Source organism: Stenotrophomonas sp. TWI1183 (assembly GCF_039673115.1).
Lineage (GTDB): Bacteria > Pseudomonadota > Gammaproteobacteria > Xanthomonadales > Xanthomonadaceae > Stenotrophomonas > Stenotrophomonas maltophilia_AA.
This window is the reverse complement of record NZ_JBDJKZ010000016.1, coordinates 62,854-86,493: the sequence shown is the minus strand read 5'-3', so window position 1 is coordinate 86,493 and position 23,640 is coordinate 62,854. Positions and strand designations below refer to the sequence as shown.

General features: G+C 65.2%; 20 protein-coding genes and 1 tRNA gene. 6 read left to right on the top strand and 15 right to left on the bottom strand.

The window, feature by feature from the left end:
- Nucleotides 1–1,206 carry an efflux RND transporter periplasmic adaptor subunit gene (locus ABE434_RS14495; RefSeq protein WP_346479315.1) on the bottom strand — a complete coding sequence of 402 codons (1,206 nt, stop codon included), beginning with the start codon at nucleotides 1,204–1,206 and terminating at the stop codon, nucleotides 1–3.
- Between the two features lie 177 nt (nucleotides 1,207–1,383).
- Here ABE434_RS14495 and ABE434_RS14490 point away from each other — a divergent pair, with 177 nt between their 5' ends.
- The 3 genes from ABE434_RS14490 (at nucleotide 1,384) to ABE434_RS14480 (ending at nucleotide 4,328) form a co-directional block, all read left to right on the top strand.
- Nucleotides 1,384–2,067, top strand: a complete 684-nt coding sequence (locus ABE434_RS14490) for a response regulator transcription factor (protein ID WP_176990992.1) — start codon at nucleotides 1,384–1,386, stop codon at nucleotides 2,065–2,067.
- Complete coding sequence (locus ABE434_RS14485) at nucleotides 2,060–3,430, top strand: ATP-binding protein (RefSeq protein ID WP_346479314.1); 1,371 nt, start codon at nucleotides 2,060–2,062, stop codon at nucleotides 3,428–3,430. The genes ABE434_RS14490 and ABE434_RS14485 overlap by 8 nt, the downstream gene beginning before the upstream one ends.
- Before the next feature lie 85 nt (nucleotides 3,431–3,515).
- Nucleotides 3,516–4,328 (top strand): sugar phosphate isomerase/epimerase family protein, encoded by an 813-nt coding sequence (locus tag ABE434_RS14480; RefSeq protein ID WP_346479313.1) that lies wholly within the window; start codon nucleotides 3,516–3,518, stop codon nucleotides 4,326–4,328.
- 73 nt (nucleotides 4,329–4,401) lie between these two features.
- On the opposite strand, the gene ABE434_RS14475 is transcribed toward ABE434_RS14480, so the two are convergent.
- From ABE434_RS14475 to ABE434_RS14460, 4 genes are all read right to left on the bottom strand, one after another.
- On the bottom strand, nucleotides 4,402–5,280 hold the full coding sequence (locus ABE434_RS14475; RefSeq protein WP_346479312.1) for an SDR family NAD(P)-dependent oxidoreductase: 879 nt from the start codon (nucleotides 5,278–5,280) through the stop codon (nucleotides 4,402–4,404).
- Between the two features lie 86 nt (nucleotides 5,281–5,366).
- Nucleotides 5,367–5,750 (bottom strand): YbjQ family protein, encoded by a 384-nt coding sequence (locus tag ABE434_RS14470; RefSeq protein WP_346479311.1) that lies wholly within the window; start codon nucleotides 5,748–5,750, stop codon nucleotides 5,367–5,369.
- Between the two features lie 123 nt (nucleotides 5,751–5,873).
- The gene (locus ABE434_RS14465) at nucleotides 5,874–6,170 is read right to left on the bottom strand and encodes a hypothetical protein (RefSeq protein WP_346479310.1); all 297 of its coding nucleotides are present in this window, start codon (nucleotides 6,168–6,170) and stop codon (nucleotides 5,874–5,876) included.
- 100 nt (nucleotides 6,171–6,270) lie between these two features.
- Complete coding sequence (locus ABE434_RS14460; RefSeq protein WP_346479309.1) at nucleotides 6,271–7,788, bottom strand: alpha/beta fold hydrolase; 1,518 nt, start codon at nucleotides 7,786–7,788, stop codon at nucleotides 6,271–6,273.
- A 159-nt stretch (nucleotides 7,789–7,947) separates the two neighbouring features.
- On the opposite strand from ABE434_RS14460, the gene ABE434_RS14455 reads away from it, so the two are divergent.
- Both ABE434_RS14455 and ABE434_RS14450 read left to right on the top strand, forming a co-directional pair.
- A complete protein-coding gene (locus ABE434_RS14455) occupies nucleotides 7,948–9,657 on the top strand; it encodes a histidine kinase (protein WP_346479308.1) in 1,710 nt (569 codons plus the stop codon).
- A complete protein-coding gene (locus tag ABE434_RS14450; protein ID WP_346479307.1) occupies nucleotides 9,645–10,346 on the top strand; it encodes a LytTR family DNA-binding domain-containing protein in 702 nt (233 codons plus the stop codon). Before ABE434_RS14455 ends, ABE434_RS14450 begins: the two co-directional genes overlap by 13 nt.
- A 133-nt stretch (nucleotides 10,347–10,479) precedes the next feature.
- On the opposite strand, the gene ABE434_RS14445 is transcribed toward ABE434_RS14450, so the two are convergent.
- The 3 genes from ABE434_RS14445 to ABE434_RS14435 form a co-directional block, all read right to left on the bottom strand.
- A complete protein-coding gene (locus ABE434_RS14445) occupies nucleotides 10,480–12,366 on the bottom strand; it encodes an AAA family ATPase (protein ID WP_346479306.1) in 1,887 nt (628 codons plus the stop codon).
- 206 nt (nucleotides 12,367–12,572) lie between these two features.
- Nucleotides 12,573–13,430 carry a hypothetical protein gene (locus ABE434_RS14440; RefSeq protein WP_346479305.1) on the bottom strand — a complete coding sequence of 286 codons (858 nt, stop codon included), beginning with the start codon at nucleotides 13,428–13,430 and terminating at the stop codon, nucleotides 12,573–12,575.
- An 874-nt stretch (nucleotides 13,431–14,304) separates the two neighbouring features.
- Nucleotides 14,305–15,591 (bottom strand): hypothetical protein, encoded by a 1,287-nt coding sequence (locus tag ABE434_RS14435; RefSeq protein ID WP_346479304.1) that lies wholly within the window; start codon nucleotides 15,589–15,591, stop codon nucleotides 14,305–14,307.
- Between the two features lie 624 nt (nucleotides 15,592–16,215).
- Between ABE434_RS14435 and ABE434_RS14430 the strand changes: the two genes are divergently transcribed.
- Complete coding sequence (locus ABE434_RS14430; protein ID WP_346479303.1) at nucleotides 16,216–17,907, top strand: hypothetical protein; 1,692 nt, start codon at nucleotides 16,216–16,218, stop codon at nucleotides 17,905–17,907.
- Between the two features lie 82 nt (nucleotides 17,908–17,989).
- Here the strand turns inward: ABE434_RS14430 and ABE434_RS14425 are convergent, their stop codons facing one another.
- From ABE434_RS14425 to ABE434_RS14395, 7 genes are all read right to left on the bottom strand, one after another.
- Complete coding sequence (locus ABE434_RS14425) at nucleotides 17,990–18,727, bottom strand: DUF6794 domain-containing protein (RefSeq protein WP_346479302.1); 738 nt, start codon at nucleotides 18,725–18,727, stop codon at nucleotides 17,990–17,992.
- Between the two features lie 277 nt (nucleotides 18,728–19,004).
- Nucleotides 19,005–19,079, bottom strand: a tRNA-Val gene (locus ABE434_RS14420).
- Nucleotides 19,080–19,144: 65 nt separating this feature from the next.
- A complete protein-coding gene (locus ABE434_RS14415; RefSeq protein ID WP_088432861.1) occupies nucleotides 19,145–19,498 on the bottom strand; it encodes a PilZ domain-containing protein in 354 nt (117 codons plus the stop codon).
- Nucleotides 19,495–20,454: a DNA polymerase III subunit delta' gene (locus tag ABE434_RS14410; RefSeq protein WP_346479301.1), complete on the bottom strand. Its 960-nt coding sequence runs from the start codon at nucleotides 20,452–20,454 to the stop codon at nucleotides 19,495–19,497. Before ABE434_RS14410 ends, ABE434_RS14415 begins: the two co-directional genes overlap by 4 nt.
- Entirely contained in the window at nucleotides 20,447–21,115 is a 669-nt protein-coding gene (gene tmk / locus ABE434_RS14405; RefSeq protein ID WP_346479300.1) for a dTMP kinase, read from the bottom strand. Before tmk ends, ABE434_RS14410 begins: the two co-directional genes overlap by 8 nt.
- Nucleotides 21,112–22,173, bottom strand: coding sequence for an endolytic transglycosylase MltG (gene mltG / locus ABE434_RS14400; protein WP_346479299.1), 1,062 nt, complete (start codon nucleotides 22,171–22,173; stop codon nucleotides 21,112–21,114). Before mltG ends, tmk begins: the two co-directional genes overlap by 4 nt.
- 66 nt (nucleotides 22,174–22,239) lie before the next feature.
- On the bottom strand, nucleotides 22,240–23,595 hold the full coding sequence (locus ABE434_RS14395; protein ID WP_346479298.1) for an aminodeoxychorismate synthase component I: 1,356 nt from the start codon (nucleotides 23,593–23,595) through the stop codon (nucleotides 22,240–22,242).
- Between the last annotated feature and the right edge of the window lie 45 nt (nucleotides 23,596–23,640).

Genomic DNA, 23,640 nt, shown 5'->3' with positions numbered 1-23,640 from the left:
TCAGCCTTCGCCGGCCGGCACGGTGGCGGGTGCCGTGGCCGGTGCGGCTGCGCCCGCGGGCTTGATCCGCACCGTGGCCCCCTCGCTCAGGCCCTGGCGGCCACTGAGCACGACCTGCTCACCGGCACGCAGGCCGTCGAGCACCAGCCACTGGTCGCCCACCGCCCGCGCCGTCGAGAAGGTCCGTTGATGCACGCGGCCGTCCGCGCCCACCACCCACGCCAGCGCCTCGCCCTTCGGGCTTCGGTCCACCGCGGCCTGGGGCACCAGCAGGGCCTGCTGGCGGGTGCCCTGCCCGACCTGGGCGCGCACGTACATGCCGGGCAGCAGCTGGCCCTGCGGGTTCGGGAACTGCGCACGCAGGGTGATGCTGCCGGTTTCCTGGTCGACATCGATGTCGGCGAACTCCAGCGTGCCGGTCACGGGGTAATCGGTGCCGTCGGACAGTCTGAGCTGCACCGGCGCGGTGGTCGCTTCCACGCCGCCGTCGGCGATCGCGCGGCGCAGCGCGAGGTATTCGTTGCTGGACTGGGTGATGTCCACGTTCATCGGATCCACCTGCTGGATCCGCGCCAGCGGCTCGGCCTGGCCGTTGGTCACCAGCGCACCCGGGGTGAACAGTGCGCGGCCGATCCGCCCGCTGATCGGCGCCGTCACGCGGGCGAAGCCCAGGTTGGTGCGCGCGGTGTCGCGGACCGCCTGCGCCGCCTGCACGGCAGCCTCGGCCTGCTGGTGGGTGGCGACGGCATCATCCACATCCTGCTGCGCCGCCAATTGACCGACGCCGAGCTGCTGCAGGCGCTGGGCCCGCAGCCGCGCCGCGACCGCAGTGGCCTCGGCCGTGCGCAGGTTGGCCTGTGCCTCGTTCACCGCGGCCTGGTACAGCGCCGGTTCGATCTGGAACAGCGGCTGCCCAGCCTTCACCATCTCGCCCTGCTCGAACAGCCGCGCCTGCAGCACCCCGGAGACCTGCGGGCGTACATCCGACTCCTGCGAGGCCACGGTACGCCCGGGCAGCTCCTGGGCCAGCGCCAGCGATCGGGTCTGCAGCGTGAGCACCGTCACCTCCGGCGCCGGTCCCTTCGCCTTCGGCGCCTCCCGGCTGCAGGCGGCCAGCGCCAACGCCACGGCCAGCCCCAGCAGTGGCAGGCGCCAGGGGCGGGGCAACGGGCCAGGGGCCGGGGAGGACGGGAGCGGGTCGGTCATGGGGGACGGTATTCCAGGCGTGAACGGGGCACGCAGCCCGGGCGGCAGGGCCACTGCTCGAGGCGAATATAGGAGAACCGGGGGGACGATCCGGCGAAAACCGCATGAAACATTTTTCATTTGCAGTCCCTCCGGGGGGTTGCGACGATGCACCGGTCCCCATTGTCAAAGTGGCCCATGCCGCGCGTACTCACCATCGAGGACGACCTCGTCACCGCCGAGGAAATCGCCACGGAACTGCGCAGCCACGGCTTCGAGGTGGACCGGGTGGGCAACGGCGAGGACGGCCTGGCGATGGCCTGCCGCGGCGACTATGCGGTGATCACCCTGGACCGCATGCTGCCCGGGATCGACGGCCTGGCCCTGGTTACCGCGCTGCGCCGCCAGGGCATCACCACGCCGGTGCTGATGATCAGCGCGTTGTCGGACGTGGATGAGCGGGTGCGTGGCCTGCGCGCCGGCGGCGATGACTACCTGACCAAACCGTTCGCCTCCGATGAAATGGCGGCCCGCGTGGAGGTGCTGATCCGTCGCCACGGCCAGCCCGCCGTGGCGGAGAACCAGCTGCGCGCCGGCGACCTGGAACTGGACCTGATGACCCGCACCGCGCGCCGTGCCGGCGAGGAGATCGCGCTGCTGCCCACCGAGTTCAAGCTGCTGGAATTCCTCGTCCGCAACGCCGGCCAGGTGGTCACCCGCACCATGCTGTTCCAGGACGTGTGGGGCTACCACTTCGACCCCGGCACCAACCTGATCGACGTCCACATCGGCCGCCTGCGCAAACGCATCGACCAGCCCGGGCGCCACCAGCCGATCCGCACCGTGCGGGGCACCGGGTATGTCCTGGACGACCATGTCTGATCACTGGCGCTCGTCCAGCAGCCGGCTGCTCGGGCTGTACTGCGTGTTGTTCGTCGCCTGGTCCAGCGTACTGCTGGGAGTGATGTACTGGCGCGTCTCGGACTACCTCAACGACCTCGCCGAATCCGGCCTGCAGCAGCGCGCGCACCTGTTCGAGAAGTTCGAGGGGCAGGCGCTGGACGATGCGCTGCGCGACAGCCTGCGCTACGACCTGCACGGGGCGTATGCCTACGGCATCTTCAGCCGCAACGGGCAGTCGCTGTCCGGCCCGCTGCTGGCGATTCCCGATGGGCTGCGCATCGACGGACACGCGCAGGCGGTGGAACGCTGGTCCCTGCGCAGTGGGCCGATCAAGGCGCCCGGGCGCGCGCTCGGCGTGGAAACCCAGGACGGCCGCCTGCTGGTGTTCGTGCGCCAGAGCGGCAAGCTGACGGCGGTCAACAGCATCATCCTCGATGCGCTGCTGTGGGGCGTCTCGTTGACCGTCCTTCCCGGCCTGGCCGGCTGGCACATCCTGCGCCGGCGGCCGCTCAGACGGATCCAGGAGATCGAGGCCGCGACCAACCGCATCATCGCCGGCGATCTCGGCCAGCGCCTGCCCGTCTCCGGCCGTCCGGATGAGATCGACCGTCTCTCGAGCATCGTCAACGCCATGCTCGAACGCATCGAGCAGCTGATGACCGAGGTCAAGGGCGTGTGCGACAGCATCGCGCACGATCTGCGGACCCCGCTCACCCGCCTGCGCGCGCATCTGTACCGCACCCGTGTCGGGCTGGAGGAAGATGACCCGCGTGCCGCGCAGCTGGACAAGGCGCTGACCGAAACCGACCGGCTGATGGCGCGCTTCGGTGCGCTGCTGCGCATTTCCGAGCTGGAAAGCCACCAGCGCCGCTCAGCCTTCGTCGAGCTCGATGCCGCCGAGCTGCTGCGGGAGCTGCATGCGTTCTACCTGCCGCTGGCCGAGGAGAAAGACCAGCAGCTGCTGCTGGAGATCGATCCGCAGGTGGGCACGCTGTGGGGCGACCGCGAGCTGCTGTTCGAGGCGCTGGCCAACCTGCTCTCCAACGCGCTGCACTTCACCCCGGCGCAGGGCCGGATCTTGCTGCGTGCGGTCGACGACCACGGCGCTGCGCGCATCGATGTGATCGACAACGGTCCGGGCATTCCACCGCAGGACCGCAGCCTGATCTACCAGCGGTTCTTCCGCGGCGAAAGCAGTGGCACGCCCACGGAAGGCTTCGGGCTGGGCCTGTCGATCGTCGCCGCCATCGCCGGCCTGCACGGGTTCCGGGTCCGTGCCGGGGACGCCCCGGGTGGCGGGGCGTGGCTGAGCATCCGCTGCGCGGCAGAAGGGCTTCGCTGACCCCCAGGCCGCCTGCACATCGCGGCGATGCGGCAGCCACTAGCATCGGAGGCGACGTTTGAGTCGCTGCAAGGTGTACCTCTTGATGTCCTCATTGCCTGGCCTCCGCTTCCTCAACACCATCCTGCTGGGTGGCGACACGGACGGGAAACTCGGTGCCGCCGCCGCGGCAGGATTCGCACAGGTCGAGCTGTGGCGTGAGGATGTCGAGTCCTCATCCGTCGCCGACGTGCGTGCAGCCCTGACGCGCACCGGCCTGCAGCTCACCGACGTGCAGGTGCTGCTGGATTTTGATGGCGCTTCGGCTGCCAGCCGCGAGGGCAAGCGTGCAGAGGCACTGTCCTTGCTCGCGCTGGCGCACGACATGGGCGCAGGCACGGTGCTGGTGCCCGCCTGCACCGCGACCGACTACGTGCCCGACCGCGTCACCGACGACCTGCGCTGGCTGTGCGCGCGTGCTGCCGAACGTGGCCTGCGCATCGCCTACGAAGGCATGGCCTGGAGCCGCCTGCATTCCACCCTGCCCTCGGCGTGGCAGCAGATCGAGCAGGTCGGCGCGCCGAACCTGGACATCGTGGTCGATGCCTTCCACCTGTTCGCCGCCGGGCGCACCGCCGACGATCTGCACGACGTGCCGGTGGAGCGCATCGCGCTGGTGCAGCTGTCGGATGTGCTGACCCAGCCGTTGCCCGGCCAGGTCACCACGCAGGCGCGGCATCACCGCTGCCTGCCGGGCGATGGCCTCTGGCCGCTGGAGACGCTGATCGATGCGCTGGCCGAGATGGGTTACAGCGGGCCGATCGGGCTGGAGGTGTTCAACGACGCGCTGAAGGCCCGTGATCCACATGCGGTGGCACGTGAGGCCATGGCCGCGCTGGAGGCCGTGCTGACGCGCTGACGCTCGACGGCTGCCACCCGCGGGCCGCGTCGGGAAATCCGGCACGCGTAGGACGTCAGGACGTGTGCGGGTGTCAGCGTGGTTCGACTGCCGCCTTGGCGATCTGCGGCCACTGCCTGGCGACCGCATCGATGTTACCGGCCACTACGGCCCGCAGATCACGCGGATAGCGCACGCCCTCGGCCTCGCTCAGCCGCGTGGCATGGAACTGGCCGTTGCTGGCGCGCAGGATCCAGCCACCCTCGATGCACGCGCGCGAGGCTAGGAACACGACGCCCGGCGCCACGGCCTCCGGGTGCAGCTCATCCGGCTCGCCTTCCACGCCCCACATGCGGGTCTTGGCCACGGGCGAAACCGCGTTGACCACGATCCCATGCGCGGCGCCTTCGGCAGCCAGCACATTGACGATGCCGACCGCGGCCGACTTCGCTGCCGCGTAGGCCGCCAGCCCGTGCTGCACGTACTGCGGATACAGCGCGCGGTCGGAGGTGGTCAGCACGATGCGGCCATGCCCCTGCGCCTGCATCGCCGGCCACGCGGCCTGGGCGAGCCACAACGGCGCCTTGGCCGCGACCGCCATCATGTGGTCGAAACGATCCTCGTCCACCGCATCGATCCGCTGGTATTCGACCCAGCCCGCGTTGTGCAGGATCACGTCCAGGCGGCCATGCCGCTGCAGGATATCGGCGACCAGTGCGGCGGCCCGGGAGCGGGACTGGATGTCATGGTGGCTGGCCTCGACAGAGAGCCCCTCTGCACGCAGCCGCGCAACAGCGTGATCGATCCGCTGCGGATCGCGGCCGGTACCGTCCAGCGTGACGCCCACGTCCTGCATCACCACGTGTGCGCTGCGCTGCGCCAGCAACCGGCTGTAAGCGAAGCCGAGGCCACCCGCGGCGCCGGTGACCAGGGCGACCTGCCCGGCGAAAGAAAGTGTGTCGTTGATCGTCATGCGGACAGCATCCGCCCTGGGCCGCGCGGATGCCAATACCGATGACAGCTTGCTGCGATATGCAGGACGTATCACACGCGGGATACTTAGACGTGCGTGGACTCGACGATCACTGCCGTGCCGTAGCACAGCACTTCGGTCAGGCCGGTCATCACGTCGGTGGCGTCATAGCGCATCGCGATGATCGCGTTGGCGCCGAGCAGCCGCGCGTGGTTGGACATGTCCCGGTAGGTCTCTTCGCGCGCCTGCTCGCACAGCTGCGTGTAGATGGTGATGTTGCCGCCGAAGATGGTCTGCAGCCCGCCGAGGAAGTTGCCCACGATGGAACGCGAACGCACGGTGATGCCACGCACCACGCCCAGGCTGCGCACAACGCGGAAGCCCGGCAGCTCCATCGCCGTGGTCACCATGGAATCATCGAGCCGGGTTGCCGGGCCTGCGCGGCCGCCACTGTTGTAAGGATCCGCCATTGCTGCCTCTATCCAGGGTGAGAGTATCGATCCGGCCAGCGCGCAGGGTGCGGCTGGAGGTGGCGGAAGGATAGCGCCAAGACGAACACGGAAGCGATGCCCCGGGACGCCCTAGCGGCGCCCCTATAGCCCAACGAGCCTGACCACCTGGTACACCGCCACATTCTGCTCTGCCAGCGCGCGCACCACCTCGGGAATCAGTTGCATCGGCAGGTCCACTTCGTAGCCGTGCGGACGGGCATGCAGACGTGAGGCATCAAAGTCGAAGGCAGGATTGTCGCGGGCACGCTCGACGAGGAAGGCGGTGATGGCATCGCGCGCGACCCCTTCCCACTCGCCCACTTCGAAATACACCCGGTACAGCGTGTCGCCGTAATCCCTTGGGGTGCCGTGCACGGAATCCACCGCTGGATCGGTCATCGCGTCCTCCTGTGTTGGCGCAGCGCGCCGGGAGCCAGCCGAAACCATACACCTCGGCCGGTCCCCAGCGCCTGTGCACACGGACGACAACGGAACGTCCTCAGCGACCGCGCGGATCCACCAGATCACCCTTGCTCCGCGCAAACACCGGTGCCGCTACCTCCAACGCCTTGTCGCCCACCGACCGACCCGCCAGGAAGTCGCTGATGCCCGCCGCGATCTCGGGGTTCCCCAGCCACAGCTCGTTGTCATGGCTGGCACCCCGCACCAACACCATGCGGCTGTCGCTGAAGCCCGGCCGCAGCGCCTCGGCGTTGGCCGGCGGCGTGCGCCCATCCAGCGTGCCACTGATGAACAGCACCGGCACCTTGCTGCGCAGCGGCCCACGGAAAGCGTCGCCAAGATCGACCAGCCCCAGACCATCCCCAAGCGCCGGGAACGGGAAGTTCAGCGCATCACCGAACAGGCTCTCGCGGGCCTGCGCCTCGGCCAGGGCGCGGCGCTGCGGGGTCTGGCCGGACGCCACATCCATCGCCAGCGACATCGCGCCGTAGCTGCCGTACTCACTGCGCAGCAGCAGGACCATCGCCGCCAGCAGGTCGTAGTCGCCGTGCTCGGCGTCACGGAGGATCAACGGCAGCCACTGCTGGGTCATGCGGCGCCCGAGGCAGGCGGTGATCGCCAGCTGTGCGTCGTACTCGCCGATGGTCACCTGCTTGCCGCCGTGCATGGCACTGCGGCCCTGCCGCGGCTGCTCGCGCAGTGCTGCCAGGACGCGCGTGGCCGAGCCGGTGAGATCATCAAATCCCGCCGCCTTGGCCAGCACGCCCAGCTCCGCCAGCAACGCATCGGCCGACAGCGGCAGCTTCAACGTGTCATCAGGTCCTTCCGTCCCCATCAGCACCACGCGGTCGAGACCTGCGCCGTGCAGGCGCACCGTGGCCAGCGCCAGATGGGTGCCGTAGCTCATGCCCCACAGGCTGATCTTCGGCACCTTCAACGCGCGCCGCAGGTCCTCCAGATCGCCGGCACTCTCGGCGGTGGTGTAGGCAGCCAGATCCACACCCGCCTCCCGCCAGTACGCCACGCAGCGGGCGGCAACATCACGCAGCGCGGCGAGCGCAGCATCGCGCTGCAGTGGCTGCGCATCATCGAACGTGTGCTCATGCGGGCACGACGGCGGCGGCTCGGACTCGCCCGCCCCGCGCTGATCGAGCAGCAGCACGTCGGTCTCGCGCCGGACCTGATCGAACACCGGCCAGCGCGGCCCGCGCCCGGTCCCGATCCCCGAGCCACCCGGACCACCGGCCAGATACACCACCGGTGCGGCGCGGCCATCGCCACCGGTCGCCGGCAGACGCACCACCCGCAGGCGCAGGCGCGGTCCGTTCGAATCGGCATGCCGGCGCGGCACCTCCAGGTAGCCCGCCTCGGCCGCGATCGTGCCGTGCTTCTGTGTCTCGAGCGCATACGGGGTGAACACCAACGGCGCCGGCGCATCGGCTGCCAGCACGGGTGCCGCACCGACCAGGGTCAGGCAGAGCGCTGCCCACCGCGTGACCCGCAGGCACAGGCCGGGAGCAGGAGAACGGAACAGGAACATCGGGACGTTGAACATGACGGACTCCGGGTGGGAGGTAAGGGAATCGGGCGCCGAGTGATGGCGCATGCACCACGCCGCCAGCATTACCTTCCCCACGGCAGCCGAGGACCGCCCGTCCGCCGAACAGCTCCAGGCGGGGGTCCAGTGACTCCGTGCACCCGATACGATGGGCGCATGCAGATGCCACGCACCCTGACCGCTCTCGCCGTCCTGATCATCGCGGTCGCCGCGTGGCTGCTGTTGGTCGCGCCTCCGCCGGGCGTGCGCTACTACGAAGCCCAGGAGATGGCACCCGCCACGCTGGGCGCTGACGGCGCATTCCCCACCGCTCCACCCAAGACACTGGCGTGGCAACCGGCCAACCAGCGCGAACTGGTGCAGTGGCGCGGCCCCTACTGGCTGCGCTGGCGCCTGCCTGCGCAGTCAGCACACCACGCGGCCGACCGTGCACTGCGCATCTCGGTGCGCGCCGCCAGCCAGCCCTTCTGGAATGGCCAGCCGTTGGCCGCCAATGGCACCGTCGGCCGCAACGCGGACGAAGAGCATCCGGGACAGGTGGACATCATCCGTGTGCTTCCGCCCTCTTCCTCCAGCGGCACCGACGCGCTGGTGCTGCTCGCCTCCAGCCATCATCAGTGGTTCAAGCTGCGGGGCGCGGATGCCTTCGTTGCGGTCGGGCCGGCCGCCTCGATCTACAGCCTCAACCTTGGACCGTGGCTGATCGCCGCGCTTGCCACGGGGGCGCTGGGTGCGGCCTGCCTCTACTTCCTCGCTGCACAGCGCGGCCGGCCACGGGTACCGGGGGCGCGCCTTCTGCTCGCATTGGGTGTCGTCGGCCTTGCGTTGCCCGTCGTCGAAGCATGGCGTCCGCTGGTCGGCTATGCCTATCCGTGGCACGGCCCACGACTGCTGATGCTGCTTCTGCTGCACCTCACCGCCGCGATCCTGCTCCCGGCTTACCTGGCGCGTCGTTTCGGCGTCGCGGTGCCGAAGACAGCCCGCGTCGCCTATCTCGCCTCACTGCTGGCGTTGGCCGCCTTCGTGCCCAGCTTCGACGGCCGCGGTGCCGCACTGCTGCTGCTCAGCCTGCTGACCTCCGCCTACGTGCTGCTGCGCGCCCGCGGCGAGCCCGACGAGCGCTGGCCGATCCTGACCCTCGTAGTGGCCGGTGCACTCGCCGTGCCGCTCGCTGGCGGGATTTTCCTCGACGGCCCCTACTTCCTGTTCCTGGCCGTGCTGATGGGCTTCCTGCTGATCCGCCACGCCGCCCAGCTGCGGACGCTGGACCACCACAACGCGCAGCTGCGCGGAGAGCGCGCCCGCCTCTCGCTGCAGCTGCTCCAGCGGGGCATCCAGCCGCATTGGCTGATGAACACCCTCACCGGCCTGCAGGAACTGATCGAACAGGCACCGATGCGCGCCAGCCGCTTGGTCGAATCGCTGGCCGAGCAGTTCGACCGCCTGCGCGAGAGCAGCACCCGCCCCAGCGTGCCGCTGGAGGAAGAGCTGGCGCTGTGCCGCAACCACCTGGACATCGTCGGGCTCGCATTGGATCGCCACATCGGTCTTGAGGTCGAGGGCGAACACACGGGCCTGTGGCTGCCGCCCGGCGTGCTGCATGCGCAGGTCGAGAATGCGCTCACCCACGCGGGGGCGGTCGCGTGTGCCGAGCATCCGTTCCGCCTGCGGATTCAACGCGAGGGCGACCGCTGGATGCTGGAACTGCGCAGTGCACGTGGCACTGCCCCACATCGCGGGCAAGGCACGGGCACCCGCTACATCGAGGCAAGCCTGGCCGCCACCTGCCCCGAGAGCTGGCGCTTTGAACAAGGTCCCGATGGCAACGACTGGTACGGCCGCATGGAGCTGACATGCGCATCCTGATCGTCGAGGACGAACTGCTGGTCCGCCAGCGGCTGCTGCGGATGTGCACCGAACTGGCCGGCAGCCGCACCCGATTCGATGCCGTGGCCGACCTGGACGCCGCCGATGACCGGCTGCGGCGCAGCGTGTATGACGGCCTGCTGCTGGATTTGAATCTGGGGGGCGAGGATGGCTTCGACCTGCTGAAGCGCGTGGTGGCTGGCCGATACCACTGCGTGGTGGTCTCCGCGCATCGGGAGCGGGCGCTGCAGGCGTTTGAGCATGGGGTGCTGGATTTCGTGCCGAAGCCCTTCTCACGCGAACGGCTGGGGCAGGCGCTGGAGCGGCTGCTGGATGTTGGGCGCTATCGGTCTGGTGCGGCGCGTTACCTGGGCATCTGGCATGCGCAGGGGACGGCGATGGTGGAGCTGGCCGATGTGCTTTGGATTCGTGCTGATGGGGGCTACAGCGAGGTGCGGATGCGCGATGGCCGGAGTGAGCTGCATGACAAGTCGCTGGCGAGTCTTACTGCCGTGCTACCGCCGGACTTTATGCGTTGCCATCGGTCGTATCTGGTCAATCTGACGCATGTGCGGACGTTGCATGCTGCTTCGGGGAGCCGTTACTGGTTGGTGCTGAATGATGGGGCTGAGGTGCCGGTGGGGCGGGCGTTTGTTGAGGACGTGCGCAGGGAGCTTGGGTCGATATAAGCGCTTCGAGAAGACCGCTGCAGGACCGATGTCGGATTTCGGCCAGGAGCGGACATGCCTGCGCGACTTCACTGAGGCATCCCAACTGCGCGCTAGGATGCGCCCCAAGAATATCCAAGACCCCTACGCGATCTCAACCGAGCTGCGGTACCTGAGGCGGGGAAAGCATCAGCTCAATGTCCGACAACCATCCGCGCATCTCCCCGGCAGGATCAACCTCGCCAAGCATGTGGGCATCCATTGTCGGCACTACAACTTCGGCCAGCCACGCCTTCACCCTGTTGGATCCCCACTTGGCGCCAGCAGGGGCATGGAGATTCAGCTCTGCTTTCAGCAACTCTGGAACATCGTCGTCAGCTCCAAACGGACCGGCGAGATTACAAGCAAGTTGCAGCGCCTGTGCGCATACGTTGATTGCCGCATGATGCACGAAGTTCTCCATCTCATTCCTTGATGTGGAAACGCCTTTACACCCAGCGCGCTGATTCACCGCATCCACTTTCTCCTGATGCTTGGCGGGCTCGTTGGCGGGGGCATCGCGGTCGTAGATATGGAACTCTGGACGATTGAGTGCGTGCAGACGTGAGGCCCACAACGCTAGATTGTTGGCGCCGCCAGAGGGCACAAAAACCACGTCACCTACCAGCTCCAGTGCCTCGAGATCAGGGACTGCTGTGCCATGTGAGCGGAACATCTTGGACAGGCTCTTCATGAAAGCAATGTCATGGATACCCTCCACCACGATAAACGCCTTCACCGAATGATCAGGCAGGACACCCAGGCTGTCCGCTATCGCCTTATTGACTGCGTCCTCGCCGCCGTTGGAAATGATCCTAGTGCCTTCCTCGCTTCTGCTTAGGAATCTCAAACAGCTACTCGGGAGTGATCGCGCAAGGGTAGGCGTATGCGTTGTGACGATTACCTGATCGTCGCCCACAGCAAGCTGCTGCAGTGCCCGCATTAGCAGACGCTGATTGTTCGGATGCTGACTTGTCTCAGGCTCTTCGACAGCGTAGATGGTTGACTGCGCACCTTTCTCCCGCATAACCCGCTCGGCTTTTGCCCGAAAGAAGTTCAGAAGGATAAGGCGGCGGACGCCACTTCCCCGCTTGTTCAACGGGATTTCGTCGTCGCCTGTAATGGATGCCTTTATAAGCGCCGCCCAGTTCGGCCTCTCGAACTTCGGGGTAAGTGTGTCTGCGACAGCTGGATCCATCTCCTTAAGCTTCTGCAGAGTGAGATCGGCCACCTTCTTGACCTCCCCTTCTACGAAGGTCATAACCGCCTGCAGTTCCATCGCCTTTGCTGCGATCGCCTCCTTGATGGCAACCTTAAGCGGGTCTTGTGCTTCCGAGTCTTGATCGGAACTCTGGCGGTCGCTCTTGAACAATGCATACAGGGGCAGCGTCGCCTTCAACCCATCCCACAGCTTTATCGAGTTGCTCTTGTCGTCAACACCGTCGCCGCCGATAAGCACATCCCTGACAGCCATGTCCAGCTGCCCAACCTTGGTGCGAATAGCTGATCGCAGATCGCGCTTCACAGTCCTGTTGACCAGTGCCATGTCAACGTCAACCTCTTCGGCCCGGGCCTTCAGTTCGTCGATCTTCAGGGCTAGCAGATCCTTGATCTTCTCAGCGTCAGGATGGACGGCCTTCAGACGTAGGGCGGTAAGCTTCGGCCTCTCGATTGAGCAGTTGTAGACCTTCGTGATCTCCAGATCGCCATCCGCATTGAGGAGGTACTCGCCACTCAGGCTAGTCGAAGCAGCTTCATCAAGGATCAGCTCACTGGGCAAGTCCCAGAACACACATGTAACGGTCACTGCTTTGGCTTCTCCTCCCTTCGAGGCATCGTTCTTATCGAGAGCCTTGTCATTGAAGAAGACGTCTAGCGCGTCCAGCAGTGTTGACTTACCGGCATCGTTCCGTCCAACAAGAGCAGTGAGATCGTCGAACGTCACGGTGAATGGGCTCTTGTAGCAACGAAAGTTCGCTACTGTCATCGACTTCAATTTCATGAAACCTCCTTGGCGGATAAGAATTTCCATTTGATCTCGCCACAACGCCAGAACCGTCAATAGCGTTGCCGGGAGGTTGACCCGTATGGCAAGACATACCTTCAAAAAAGTCGACTGCACCACCCACTCAAGGCAAGTGTGACTGTCTCTTGTGGGCCGCCTATCGCCCCCAACCTGGAGCAGGCCTTGAACTCGCGCCCTCCGAGTTAGTAGCTTGGAACAATTGGGGGAATGCTGAGACGCCGCAGATCTCGATTCACGGTCTCCAGCAGCGCTAACCGCCGTGCATTATAAATCTGTGCGAGACTGGCGTTTAGCTGACCGTCCTTGCGATCCCTGATTGCGTTTTTTCGCAGCTCAGCAACCTCCTTCTTCAGTGCAGCGCGCAGACTAGCTGATGGCCCCTTAGGCAACATGCTCTTTGAGTATGTTGCGCTTATCAGCTCATTGGTATATCGATCGCGCAGCAGCCCAGTGTCGAGAAAAAGGGTCGTGTCAGCAAGTGCGAGCACGAAATCTTCGTAGCTGAATTCATGCCGAAAGTCATCGATGAAGGCCGGGCGATCAAAGCCACTCTTGATGGCTTCAAGATCTTCCCGCTCTTGATCATGACCAAAGCTACGTGCGTAACGCTCGTAGGTGTCCTTAACAACTTGATTCGACCGGTTGAGCTTGTCATTGAAGTGATTCCAACTCCAACACACAATCTTGAACGGGTAGTTTCCGGAGCGATTGAGGTTCGTTACAGCCTTATGCATGCCGGTGTCTTCAGGCAATGTTGTCGCCATGGCGAAAATACTGAGGCTCGGCTGAAAACTGAGGGCCTTATTTGCTTCGTCCCGAATGAACGATTCGGTGATTTTTCTGCCCGCACTCATCTCCTTGCATTGCACGCCCATTCGTACCCCGCTATGCGTCTCCCCATACACATCGACGCCATCTTGCCTTTGCCCCAAACGCCCGTATTCGTGCACGGTACCTTCCGTGCACATCAGTTCGACAAGGCGAACGGTAAGTGTTTGAAAGTCCTGCCAGTTAGCTGGCGGAGGGAAATTGAGCATCATCAGTTCATGGTCCTGTATTTGCAGTAGCAGAATGCTAACCCAATCTAAGCGGATGCTTGCGGCGCGACAGAAACCACCAGTGACGTGAGAGCACACAGGCTGGGGCGCAGTCCAGATGAGGCACCTCGCCGAACGGTCTCTCAGACATCCCTCCCGAACTCAACCAGGGCAGCCCGTAGTACACGCGCGGGATCGATAGCCGGCATTTCGGCTGGCTGCGCGCCGTCGAGGAGCGCATGTGGCGACAAGAGATGCTCGCCAGGGCTTCCGCCGGCACCTGCGGCAAGAATTGATCGTAAACGCATGACCGATACGGCCTTGCGGACATCTGAGAGATCATCAAGCGATATGCGATCAGAGCTGTCCATGCGGCTTGATTAGCTATTAGACGGACCCCGGAGTCCGGTTACACGACTTACCCACAAAGCACCGCATGGCGGGCTCTCCCCTTGGTACAGCGCGATGCTAGGTCGGCCGGGTCCGGCTAACAAGCCAGCGTATAGCCGGGCCGAGCGATAGGGTCAGTGACCTCCGCAAGCTCGCTCCGGCAGATTTGTAGACGTTCGCTTCAGATCTGAAGCAATCCGTTAGATCAACAGCAGATTACCGCGCCCCTTGGGCTCTATCGAACCGTCGGGCTAGCGCAAACGCGCGATGACGAAGGCTCTGCGGCTGGGTCTGGCTAGCAAGTCAGCGTACAACGGGACCCAGTGGCGGACTCAGTGACACCGTAAGCGCGCTCCGGTTGATCTCTGGTCAGACATTGTCACGGGCCCAACGACGGCGTCCCTGCAAGTCGTCCGCTTTGGGCCAGAAGCGGGGATCGTCGAGCATTTCAATCAATCAGTTGCGAATCAGAGTTGAACTCACTGGATCAGGGCGGGATGTCATCAGCGAACCCGCCAAGCCCTGAATCATTGAGTAAAGTGACGAAATCTCCTAGCTCTCGCACGCCTTTTGTCTTCTTGTGGAGCGCGTTGAGAAGGCCGGGAAAATCAAAGCTCCCGACGATCTCCTCATTGGCTGCCGACTCTGTGATTATCCGCTGCGCGTGCTCAACGGCGAGCTCAGATGCATACATTGTAAGTAATCGACCATTTTTATTTGCCTCTGCAAAAGACCGGGATCGTAGGTAGATGTCAATGAGGCGATCGGCCACTGAAGCAGGTAGGTCAAACCAAAATACGCTCTCGATCTCGTCGACGGTCGATCTCGCAATTCGCTTCTTTGCTTCTTTGGCAAAGGCATCGAAGGGCAGGGCGTTCTCAATGACGTCGAACTTATCAGAGGGAAGTTCTCTGATGAAGCTTAATACCCGCTGTGAGACGTCAGCTTCTACGAGACCCCACGCCTCCTTGCAGATCGAGAAGAATTCGACGACAACTCCTAGTTTGGTGTCGTCCAACTGTCGGATCACGGGCGAGCAGTGTGCCTGGACAGCTTCATTCCATTGTTGATGATGTAAGTTGCGTACCGCCTTTAGCGCGGATGAGTAGCGCGATCTTTCAAGGTAGTCAGCTTCGCCGATCAGATAGTCCTTAATAAGTACGGCCACGAAGTTGCGTGTAAGCGAATCACGAGGCCTGCGCATGGCGCCGTTAGCCAGCCACGCTTGTGCTTCGTCTACCTTCCTTGGAAATAGCTGCGACCTAACATCGGTTAGCAGCCGGTCCAGGGCATATTTTCCCTGCGCAGGAGGGTGCATAAGAAGCACCGTTACAGCGTTTCTGATATGTAAGCGTGCGAGTTCGCCAGGAGGAGAGTACGCTTCCCCGTCCGCGACGAACGAAGGATGAGCGCAACGGTTTCTGTCGTCGTAGAGCCGCGTGAGGTCTATGTATTCTAGGTTGTTCACGAGCTCGAAGGGCGACTTTGCCTTGTTGAGGAGGTCCTTTTCGAACCGCAGAGCTGCAGTCACGTCGCCGTTGGCCCTGATTCGCTCAAGGGCTTCCGCCTCTTTTCCCGCAGCAGCATCGCCGGCGATGGCAAGCTCGTGAAACTTTTGCATGATGTCAAAGCAGACTGCGATCCATGTTGAGACGATAGCCGCTCGAAATGCCCCAGCTCTGTAGCTGGACACTGCTTCCCGAATGTAGTTGCGTGCACGCTCATTTCTGCACTGGAGCACTAGCTCGTCCAAGTCATAAAGCGGCGAGGTCATTCTGGCGCTTCCGTCGTCTGAAAGCCCAAGTATCGGGCGTGTCTGCAAATTAGCCAAAGACTGCGATAGCTTTGGTTGAAATGCGAAGTTAAATCAATGACTTAGGTGTGGCGTTTTTCGGGCTTCGGGTTTCGGAGTAATGGGGGCTCAACCTGACCCCGTCAATCCGGACGGACAGCGGCAGGAAGTCGGGAGGCCAGAAGCCGCAGAGAGCCGGTCGACGTATCTTCCCAAAGGGTGTTGTATTAGAAGCCCTCCCGACGCAGTGCATCACGTCGGTTGCACCGTAGGACCTGAGACACAGAAAGTCCACCGGTTTGACGGAGGTGCGTACCGCTCTCTGAAGCGTTTCTAGGCTCCATGAGGAGGAGGCTGTTACTGAATTTTGTTGGTATCAATTGTTGGCGGGGCGTGGCTTCTGGGCGAAATCCCGATTGGCTGATAGCCCAGCGAGCTGGGCCATCAACCCCAGATTTCAACCTTCAACGTCTGCGAGAACGATGGCGGGGCATCGGGGCTGCTTTCGGCCAAGAGCCGACCATCCTGGCTCTTCAGCACGGACTGCTTCGGTGGAAGCAGTTGCTAACATTGCAAGCTACTCCTCCCTGGAAGGACGTCGCCCGCATGCCCTTCTTCCCGGCGTTCCGCCGATTCGCAGCGCTGACGCTCGTGGCGTTGCCGGTCTGTCCGTTTTCTACCTTATCAGCGGCGGGGCCTGCTTCCGAGACCAGCGCCTTCATCCACCCCATCAACGATGCCGAAGACGCCCCCTTGGTAGCACTGGGCAGCAACGGCCTGCTGCGCTATGCCTTGTACTCCGAACGCGGTAGCGATCACGCGCGCAACATCGTCCCGGACTTCTCCCGCGCCGGCTACCAGGGCGGCGGCGTCAGTCTGCCCACCCGCTCCAGCATTCGTGTTGTCGAGGTCCTTGAGCCAAACGCGGAGGGTGACGACTATCCCCGCATCCAGGCAGCCATCGACGCGGTCGCCGTCCGTGTCCAGGACAGCCGGGGCCTACGCGGCGCTGTTCTGCTGCGGCGCGGCCACTACAGGTTGAGCAAGACGCTGACCATCCGGGCCAGCGGCGTGGTGTTGCGCGGTGAAGGTCGAGGTGCCGACGGCACGGTGATCCGCTCCGAAGTCAATGAGCGACAGGGCAAGATCCTTGAAGTGGGGAATAGCGAATCCGCGGTTCCCCGCGCCGCTCTGGACCCACGCCGGACCGCCATCACCATGGACTACGTGCCGGTGGGGGCGATGCGGATCACGGTGCAGTCCGCAGCCGGCTATCGCGTGGGCGATACGGTGTCGATCGCGAGGGAACCCAATGCCCGCTGGGTCGGCCCCGAGGGCATCGATACCGCACGATACCGATGGACGCCCAGCGACTACGCTGTGTACAGCGAACGCGTCGTCACTGCCATAGACCACGACACGATCACCCTGGATGCGCCGATCATGGATGCCATCGCGACGCGCTTCGGTGGCGGCAGCGTCTATCGCACGGATCCCATCCGCATCTCGCAGGTCGGCATCGAAGACCTTCGCCTTGAGGGTAACCCCGAGACCGGCACGGTCAACGGCACCGCCGATTCCGGCCCCTTTACCGCACTCCGCTTGGGTGCAATCTACAACTCATGGGTTCGCGGTGTAACGGTGCGTTATGTGTCGCATGGATTCGTGACCCGCAACGGCGCGCAGTTCAACACCCTGCAGGACATTGCCTATCTCGACCCGAGGTATGGCGAAACCCAAGGCGCCCGCCGCTATGTGTTCCTGTACGAGGGCAACGCCGCCTTCAATCTGATCCAGCGCTGCTACAACCAGGGCGGCAGGCATACTTTCGTCATCGGCGCACGGGTACCCGGTCCCAATGTGTTTCTGGACTGCCTCGCCGTAGGTGACAGCAATGACAGTGGTCCACATCATCGCTGGTCCACCGGCACGCTGTACGACAACACCAAGGGATACATGCTGCGGGCACAGAACCGCAGGTACAGCGGAACGGGGCATGGGTGGGCGGGCGCGCAGCAGATGTTCTGGAACACCGAGCACGACATCTACGTCATCCAGGCGCCGCCGTTCGCGATGAACTGGAGCGTGGGACAGGTGGGCGCTATTGCACCCGGGAAATTCCCCCCTGAGGAACCTGCGGGGATCGTGCAATCGATGGGCCAGGTGGTGACACCTCGCAGCCTGTATCTGCAGCAGTTGCGTGATCGTCTGGGCGAACAGGCGGTGATCAACATCTCCACTGAAGCGCAACGTGACGGACGTATCTGGGACAGCTTGGCGGCTGGTGCGGGGGACTAGCGCTCGCACCAAAGAGATCGTCCTGAAGCGAGGGTTCGCTTCCGGCCAGAATCGGACATCCGCGACCTCTCCGACTCCGCCCTCAGCGAGTGGATGTTTTGGATTCAGGCACAAACTGCATCGGCCGCTCGGGCCAAGCGCATTCGCTGTTGAACGCGAACTCCAGATTCGGCGGTGCATGGCGAGGGGTGAGTCCGTTTCGGAACCCGAGCCACATCAGCGCGGTGTCCAGCGGCTGTTCCTGCTCGAATTCCGCACGCACGAAGCATTGGCGGTTCAGGTCGCCCACGGGCACGATGTGCAACTGAGTGGGGCAGCCAGGCGCAGCCGCGTCGGCCACCTGGCGATCGATCTGCACCTGCATGGCGTCGAGCATTTCTCCAACGGTGAGCAGATACCAACCCGTCGTGTCGATCCGGATCTTGTGCATCGTTGCGAACTGGCAGTGCAGGGAGGCGCGTAACACGGGATCTGTCTGCGCCTGCACTCTGTCCCACATTCCCTCGAGGATGACGATCGAACACCCCTCTGGATCGTCCGTTCCGCAGGACGCGAGCAGGGCGTCGTTGCCACCCCACAAGCCGAACTGGTTGCGCACGCCTGTGCCGTACCCCATGTAGAGCTGGCTGATGACAGCGTCCTTTGGGTTTCGCCGCATCCAATCGACGCCATCGACGGGCAGATCGCTCAGAAGTTGATCGACGGCTTCGTCAACCGTACTGGGCCAGGATGTGCTCGTCGGCGCCTCAGGCGCGCGCGGCGCGCATGCGACCAGCCCCAGCGAGAACAGCGTGATCGTCCAGATCCACGTCTTGCGCATGCGCCTCATCCTTGTGTTTGCGTCATCGACGAACAGAATCCATGGCTGCTTCGCTTCAATGTGCCATCGACGCGGCGTAGTTTTCCTGCGGCACTCACGAAGAATCTTCATCGAGGCCAAGCCAGTTACGTGTTGGCGTTCGTTGGATTCTATTGGAGCGCGCACACTGGCGCGAGCTAAGGAAGCATGACGGCCAATCCGCCCTGCGCACCCTTGAACGACCAAACTCCACCCAACAAAAAAGCCCCCGTTTCCGGAGGCTTTTTCGACTGAATCATGGTGGGCGGTACAAGGTTCGAACTTGTGACCCTTGCCGTGTGAAGGCAATGCTCTACCGCTGAGCTAACCGCCCGATGCTGCTGAGCCGCTCATTATAGGGCGGCAAATTTCGACGTCAACGGTTTCGCCGAAATTTCTTCACATCGTGTGCGTGGGCTTGTCCGCGGTCAGGATGCCGGCCAGCAGGGTCTCGATCCGGTGGCGGACGGTCTCCCCTTCCGCGCCATCGGCCAGCTGTACGCCGATGCCTGCGGCACGGTTGCCCTGGGCCCCGGCGGGGGTCACCCAGATCACTTTGCCGGCCACCGGCAGGCGCTCGCTGGAGTCCGGCAGGGTGAGCAGCAGGAACACCTCATCGCCCAGGAAGTAGCGCTTGGGCGTGGGCACGAAGATGCCACCGTTCTTCACGAACGGCATGTAGGCGCTGTACAGCGCGGCCTTGTCCTTGACGGCAAGGGACAGGATGCCCTGTCGGGCGTTGGTGGCGCTCATGCTCTATTCCCCTTGGCGTGCCGTTCGTTGACCTTTCCCCAGGCCAGCAGCAGCTCAACCACCGCTAGATCGGCGCGCACCGTGGTGCGCAGCAGGTCGCGGGTGCGGTTGGCCGCATCGAACCAGGCGGCCAGCTTGTGCAATCGATCGGGATCGGTCAAGCCACCGCCGGTGGCCTGGGCCAGGGCGAGATCGGCGGCGTGCCGCAGCCGCACGGCGGCGTTGTCGTCGGCGGTCCAGCGCTGGGCCAGTTCCACCGCGCCGGAGCGGCCGGCGACGAGGGCTTCCAGGTCGGTGGCGACCTGGCGGCGCAGGGCCAGCCCATCCTCGCGCAGCCACTGGTCGGCCAGCCCGGGGTGGCCGCGGGCGGCGTCCAGCGCTTCGCGGGCGCTGGCTTCGCTGTGGCCCAGGGTCTGCAGCCAGGCGAGCGCTTCCTCGCGCGGCGGCAGCTTGAACTCCAGGCGCTGGCAGCGGCTGCGGATGGTGGCCGGCAGGCGCGCTGGGTCGGCGCTGATCAGCCACAGATAGCGGCCGGGCTGCGGCTCTTCCAGGGTCTTGAGCAGGGCGTTGCAGGCGGCGCGGTTGATGGCGTCGGCGGGATCGACGATCACCACCTGGGCCACGCCGTACTGCGGGGTCAGCGAGAGCTTCTGCGAGACCTCGCGGATCTGCTCGATCACGATCTCGGTGCGCAGCTTGTCGCCGGATTTGTTGGGGATGAACGAGATCCGCTGCAGGTCCGGGTGGGTGCCGGCGGCCAGCAGCTGGGCGCTGCGCTTGGCCGCGGCTGGCTCGCCCTGCCCCAGCACGTGCTCGGCCAGCCGCAGCGCGACGCCGAGCTTGCCCAGGCCGGCCGGGCCGCAGAACAGCAGGCCATGGCCGAGGCGACCGGCGTCGAGCGCGGCCACGGTCTGGTCATAGGCGCGCTGCTGCCAGGGGGAAAAAGGTTCAGCCACGATCCGACTCCTGTGCCAACCATGCATCCACGGCCGCCACCACCGCGCCGGCGACGCCGGCCTGGTCCTGGCCGGCGTCGATCAGGCGGTAACGTGCGGGGTCTTCGCTGGCACGCTGGCGGAACACCGCGCGCACCCGCTGGAAGAAATCATCGTGCTCGCTTTCAATCCGGTCCGGCCACATGTCGCGGCCATTGGCGCGCGCGCGGCCAACGGCTACGTCCACATCCAGCAGCAGGGTCAGGCCGGGCAGCAGGCCGACGGCGCGGCGCTCCAGATCGGCGATCCACGCCGGGTCCAGGCCGCGGCCACCGCCCTGGTAGGCGTAGCTGGAATCGGTGAAGCGGTCGCACAGCACATAGGCTCCGCGCTGCAGCGCCGGGGCGATCACCTGGCGCACGTGCTGGGCGCGGGCGGCGAACACCAGCAGCAGCTCGGCCTCGGCCGAGAGCGGCTCGGCGGCGATCTCCTCGTCCGGCTTGAGCACCAGCGCGCGGATGCGCTCGGCCAGCGCGGTCCCGCCGGGCTCGCGGGTCAGCACCACCTCATGCCCGCGGGCCTGCAGGGCCTCGCGGATCGCGTTGATGGCGGTGGTCTTGCCGGCGCCCTCGCCCCCTTCCAGGCTGACGAAATGCGGGTGCCGGTGCAGCGCGGGACTCATCGGGGTGCGGCCTCTTGGGTACGTTTGCTGCGCAGCTGCTGCAGGTAGCGGGCAACGGCGGCGTTGTGGTCGGTGTAGTTGGCCGAGAAGATGTGCGCGCCACTGCCATCGCCGACCGCCACGAAGTACAGCGCATCGCCCTTGGCCGGCTGCGCGGCGGCATGCAGCGCATCGCGCCCGGGCATGGCGATCGGGGTCGGGGTCAGGCCGGCGCGCGTGTACGTGTTGTACGGCGTATCGGTGGTGAGGTCGCGCTTGCGGATGTTGCCGTCGTAGCTGCTGCCGATGCCGTAGATCACGGTCGGGTCGGTCTGCAGGCGCATGCCGATCTTCAGGCGGCGCATGAACACCCCGGCGATCTGCGGGCGCTCGCTGGGCAGTGCGGTTTCCTTCTCGATGATCGAGGCAAGGATCAGCAGCTCATACGGTGAGTTCAGCGGCAGATCGTCCACGCGACTGTCCCACGCGGCGGTGAGTTCTTTTTCCATGGCGGCATGCGCGCGCTTGAGCACGTCGATGTCGCTGTCGCCGCGCTGGTAGACGTAGGTCTCGGGCAGGAAGCGGCCTTCCGGGTGTTCGCCGGGGAAACCAAGCGCCTTCATCAGCGCGGCATCGTCCAGCGCATCGGTGGTGTGCACCAGCGGATCGGCACGCTTGAGCGCGGCGCGCAGCTGGCGGGTGTTCCAACCTTCCACGATGGTGACGCGGTGCTGCAGGACGCGGCCCTGGCGCATGCGGGTCAGCAGCTCGCGCGGGGTCAGCGCGGGATCGAGTGCGTATTCACCGACCTTGAGCTTGCCGGCGGCGTCGAGCTGGCGTGCCAGCAGCTGCCACTGGGTGTCGCTGCCCTCGTCCACGCCGGCCTGGCGCAGCTTGCCGAGCACGGTGCTGAAGCCATCGCCCGAGGCGATCACCACGCTCTCCGCGCTGGGGGTGACCGGTGCATCGGCAAAGGCGCCCTGGCGATGCCAGAACCATGCGCCCGCGGCCGCGACCAGCAGGGCCACCACCAGCAGCACGGCCAGTACGGCCAGACATCCGCGTTTCGCACCCGCCATGGTCACCTCGAATGAAATTCTTCGCCGCGCAGCATACCGCGCGGGTACTGCACACCGCCAAACGGCTCAGGCATCACTGCCCAGCGCACGCAGCAGGCCGCGGGCCTTGGCACGGGTTTCGTCCAGTTCCTTGTCGGCGACCGAATCGACCACGATCCCGGCCCCGGTGCGGAAGCTGGCGGTGTCGGCGGCCACTTCGGCGGTGCGGATCAGGATGTTCAGGTCCAGATCGCCATCGCGGTTCAGCCAGCCGAACGCGCCGGTGTAGGCACCGCGCGCGGTCTGCTCCAACTCGGCGATGATCTGCATGCAGCGCACCTTGGGGCAGCCGGTGATGGTGCCGCCGGGGAAGGTCGCGGCGATCACCTGGCCGGGGCTCACGTCCTCGCGCAGGCGGCCACGCACGTTGCTGACGATGTGGTGGACGTGGGCGTAGCTCTCCACGGTCATCAACTCATCCACCTCCACGCTGCCCGGCGCGCAGATGCGGCCGAGGTCGTTGCGCTCGAGATCGATCAGCATCACGTGCTCGGCGCGCTCCTTGGGATGGCCGACCAGCTCTTGGATGCGCGCGGCATCGTCATCGCCGGCGAAGCGCGGGCGGGTGCCGGCGATCGGGCGGGTCTGCACGTCATCGCCGTGCACCGAGACCAGCCGCTCGGGCGAGGAGCTGACCACCGCCCTGCCCTGCGCCATGAACAGCCCGGCGAACGGCGCGGGATTGGCCACGCGCAGCTGCGCGTACAGCGCCTGCGGCGAGAGCGTCCCGGCGAACTGCGCATTCCAGCGCCGCGAGAGATTCACCTGGAACACGTCACCCGCACGCAGGTAGTCGATCACCTTGCCGACCCCATCGGTGAAGCGCTGTGGCGCGTCCTCACGGATCGCGACCGGTGGCTGCCACGTCGGCAGCGGGGCCAACGTGGCGGCCGCGGCGAGGTCGTCCTGCAGGGTCTGTAGCAGCGCCACCTGCCCGGTCTCGCAGACGGCGTGGAACTGGCCGAGCACGCGGTCATGCAGCACCGCTGCCGGGCAGCGCAGGGCCAGCGCGGCGGGCAGCCCATCGGCGCGTGCCGGCAAGGTCAGCACGTCCTCGATCTGGCCGGCCAGTTCGTAATCCAGCATCAGTGCCCAGCCACCACGGAACGGCAGCGTGGTTTCTTCGCGCGGCTGCCGCAGCGCGGCCCAGTGCGCGTCCAGTACGTCGAGGAAGCGGCCGTCATGGGCGACGCCGTCCGCATCGCGCACCACGCCGTCGGCGTGCAGTGCGAGCGCTTCACCGTTGCCCATCAGCAGCAGGTCCCAGCGGCCCTGGGCGGTGCCCGAGGCGGTGGACTCCATCAGCAGCGGATAGCGCTGCGGGGCCAGGCGCTGCAGGGCCAGCAGGTCGGTGGTGGCGGGCAGCGGAAGCGTCTGGAACATGGCAGGACACCGGAAGGGCGCGCAGCGTGCGCGGGGGCCAGATAC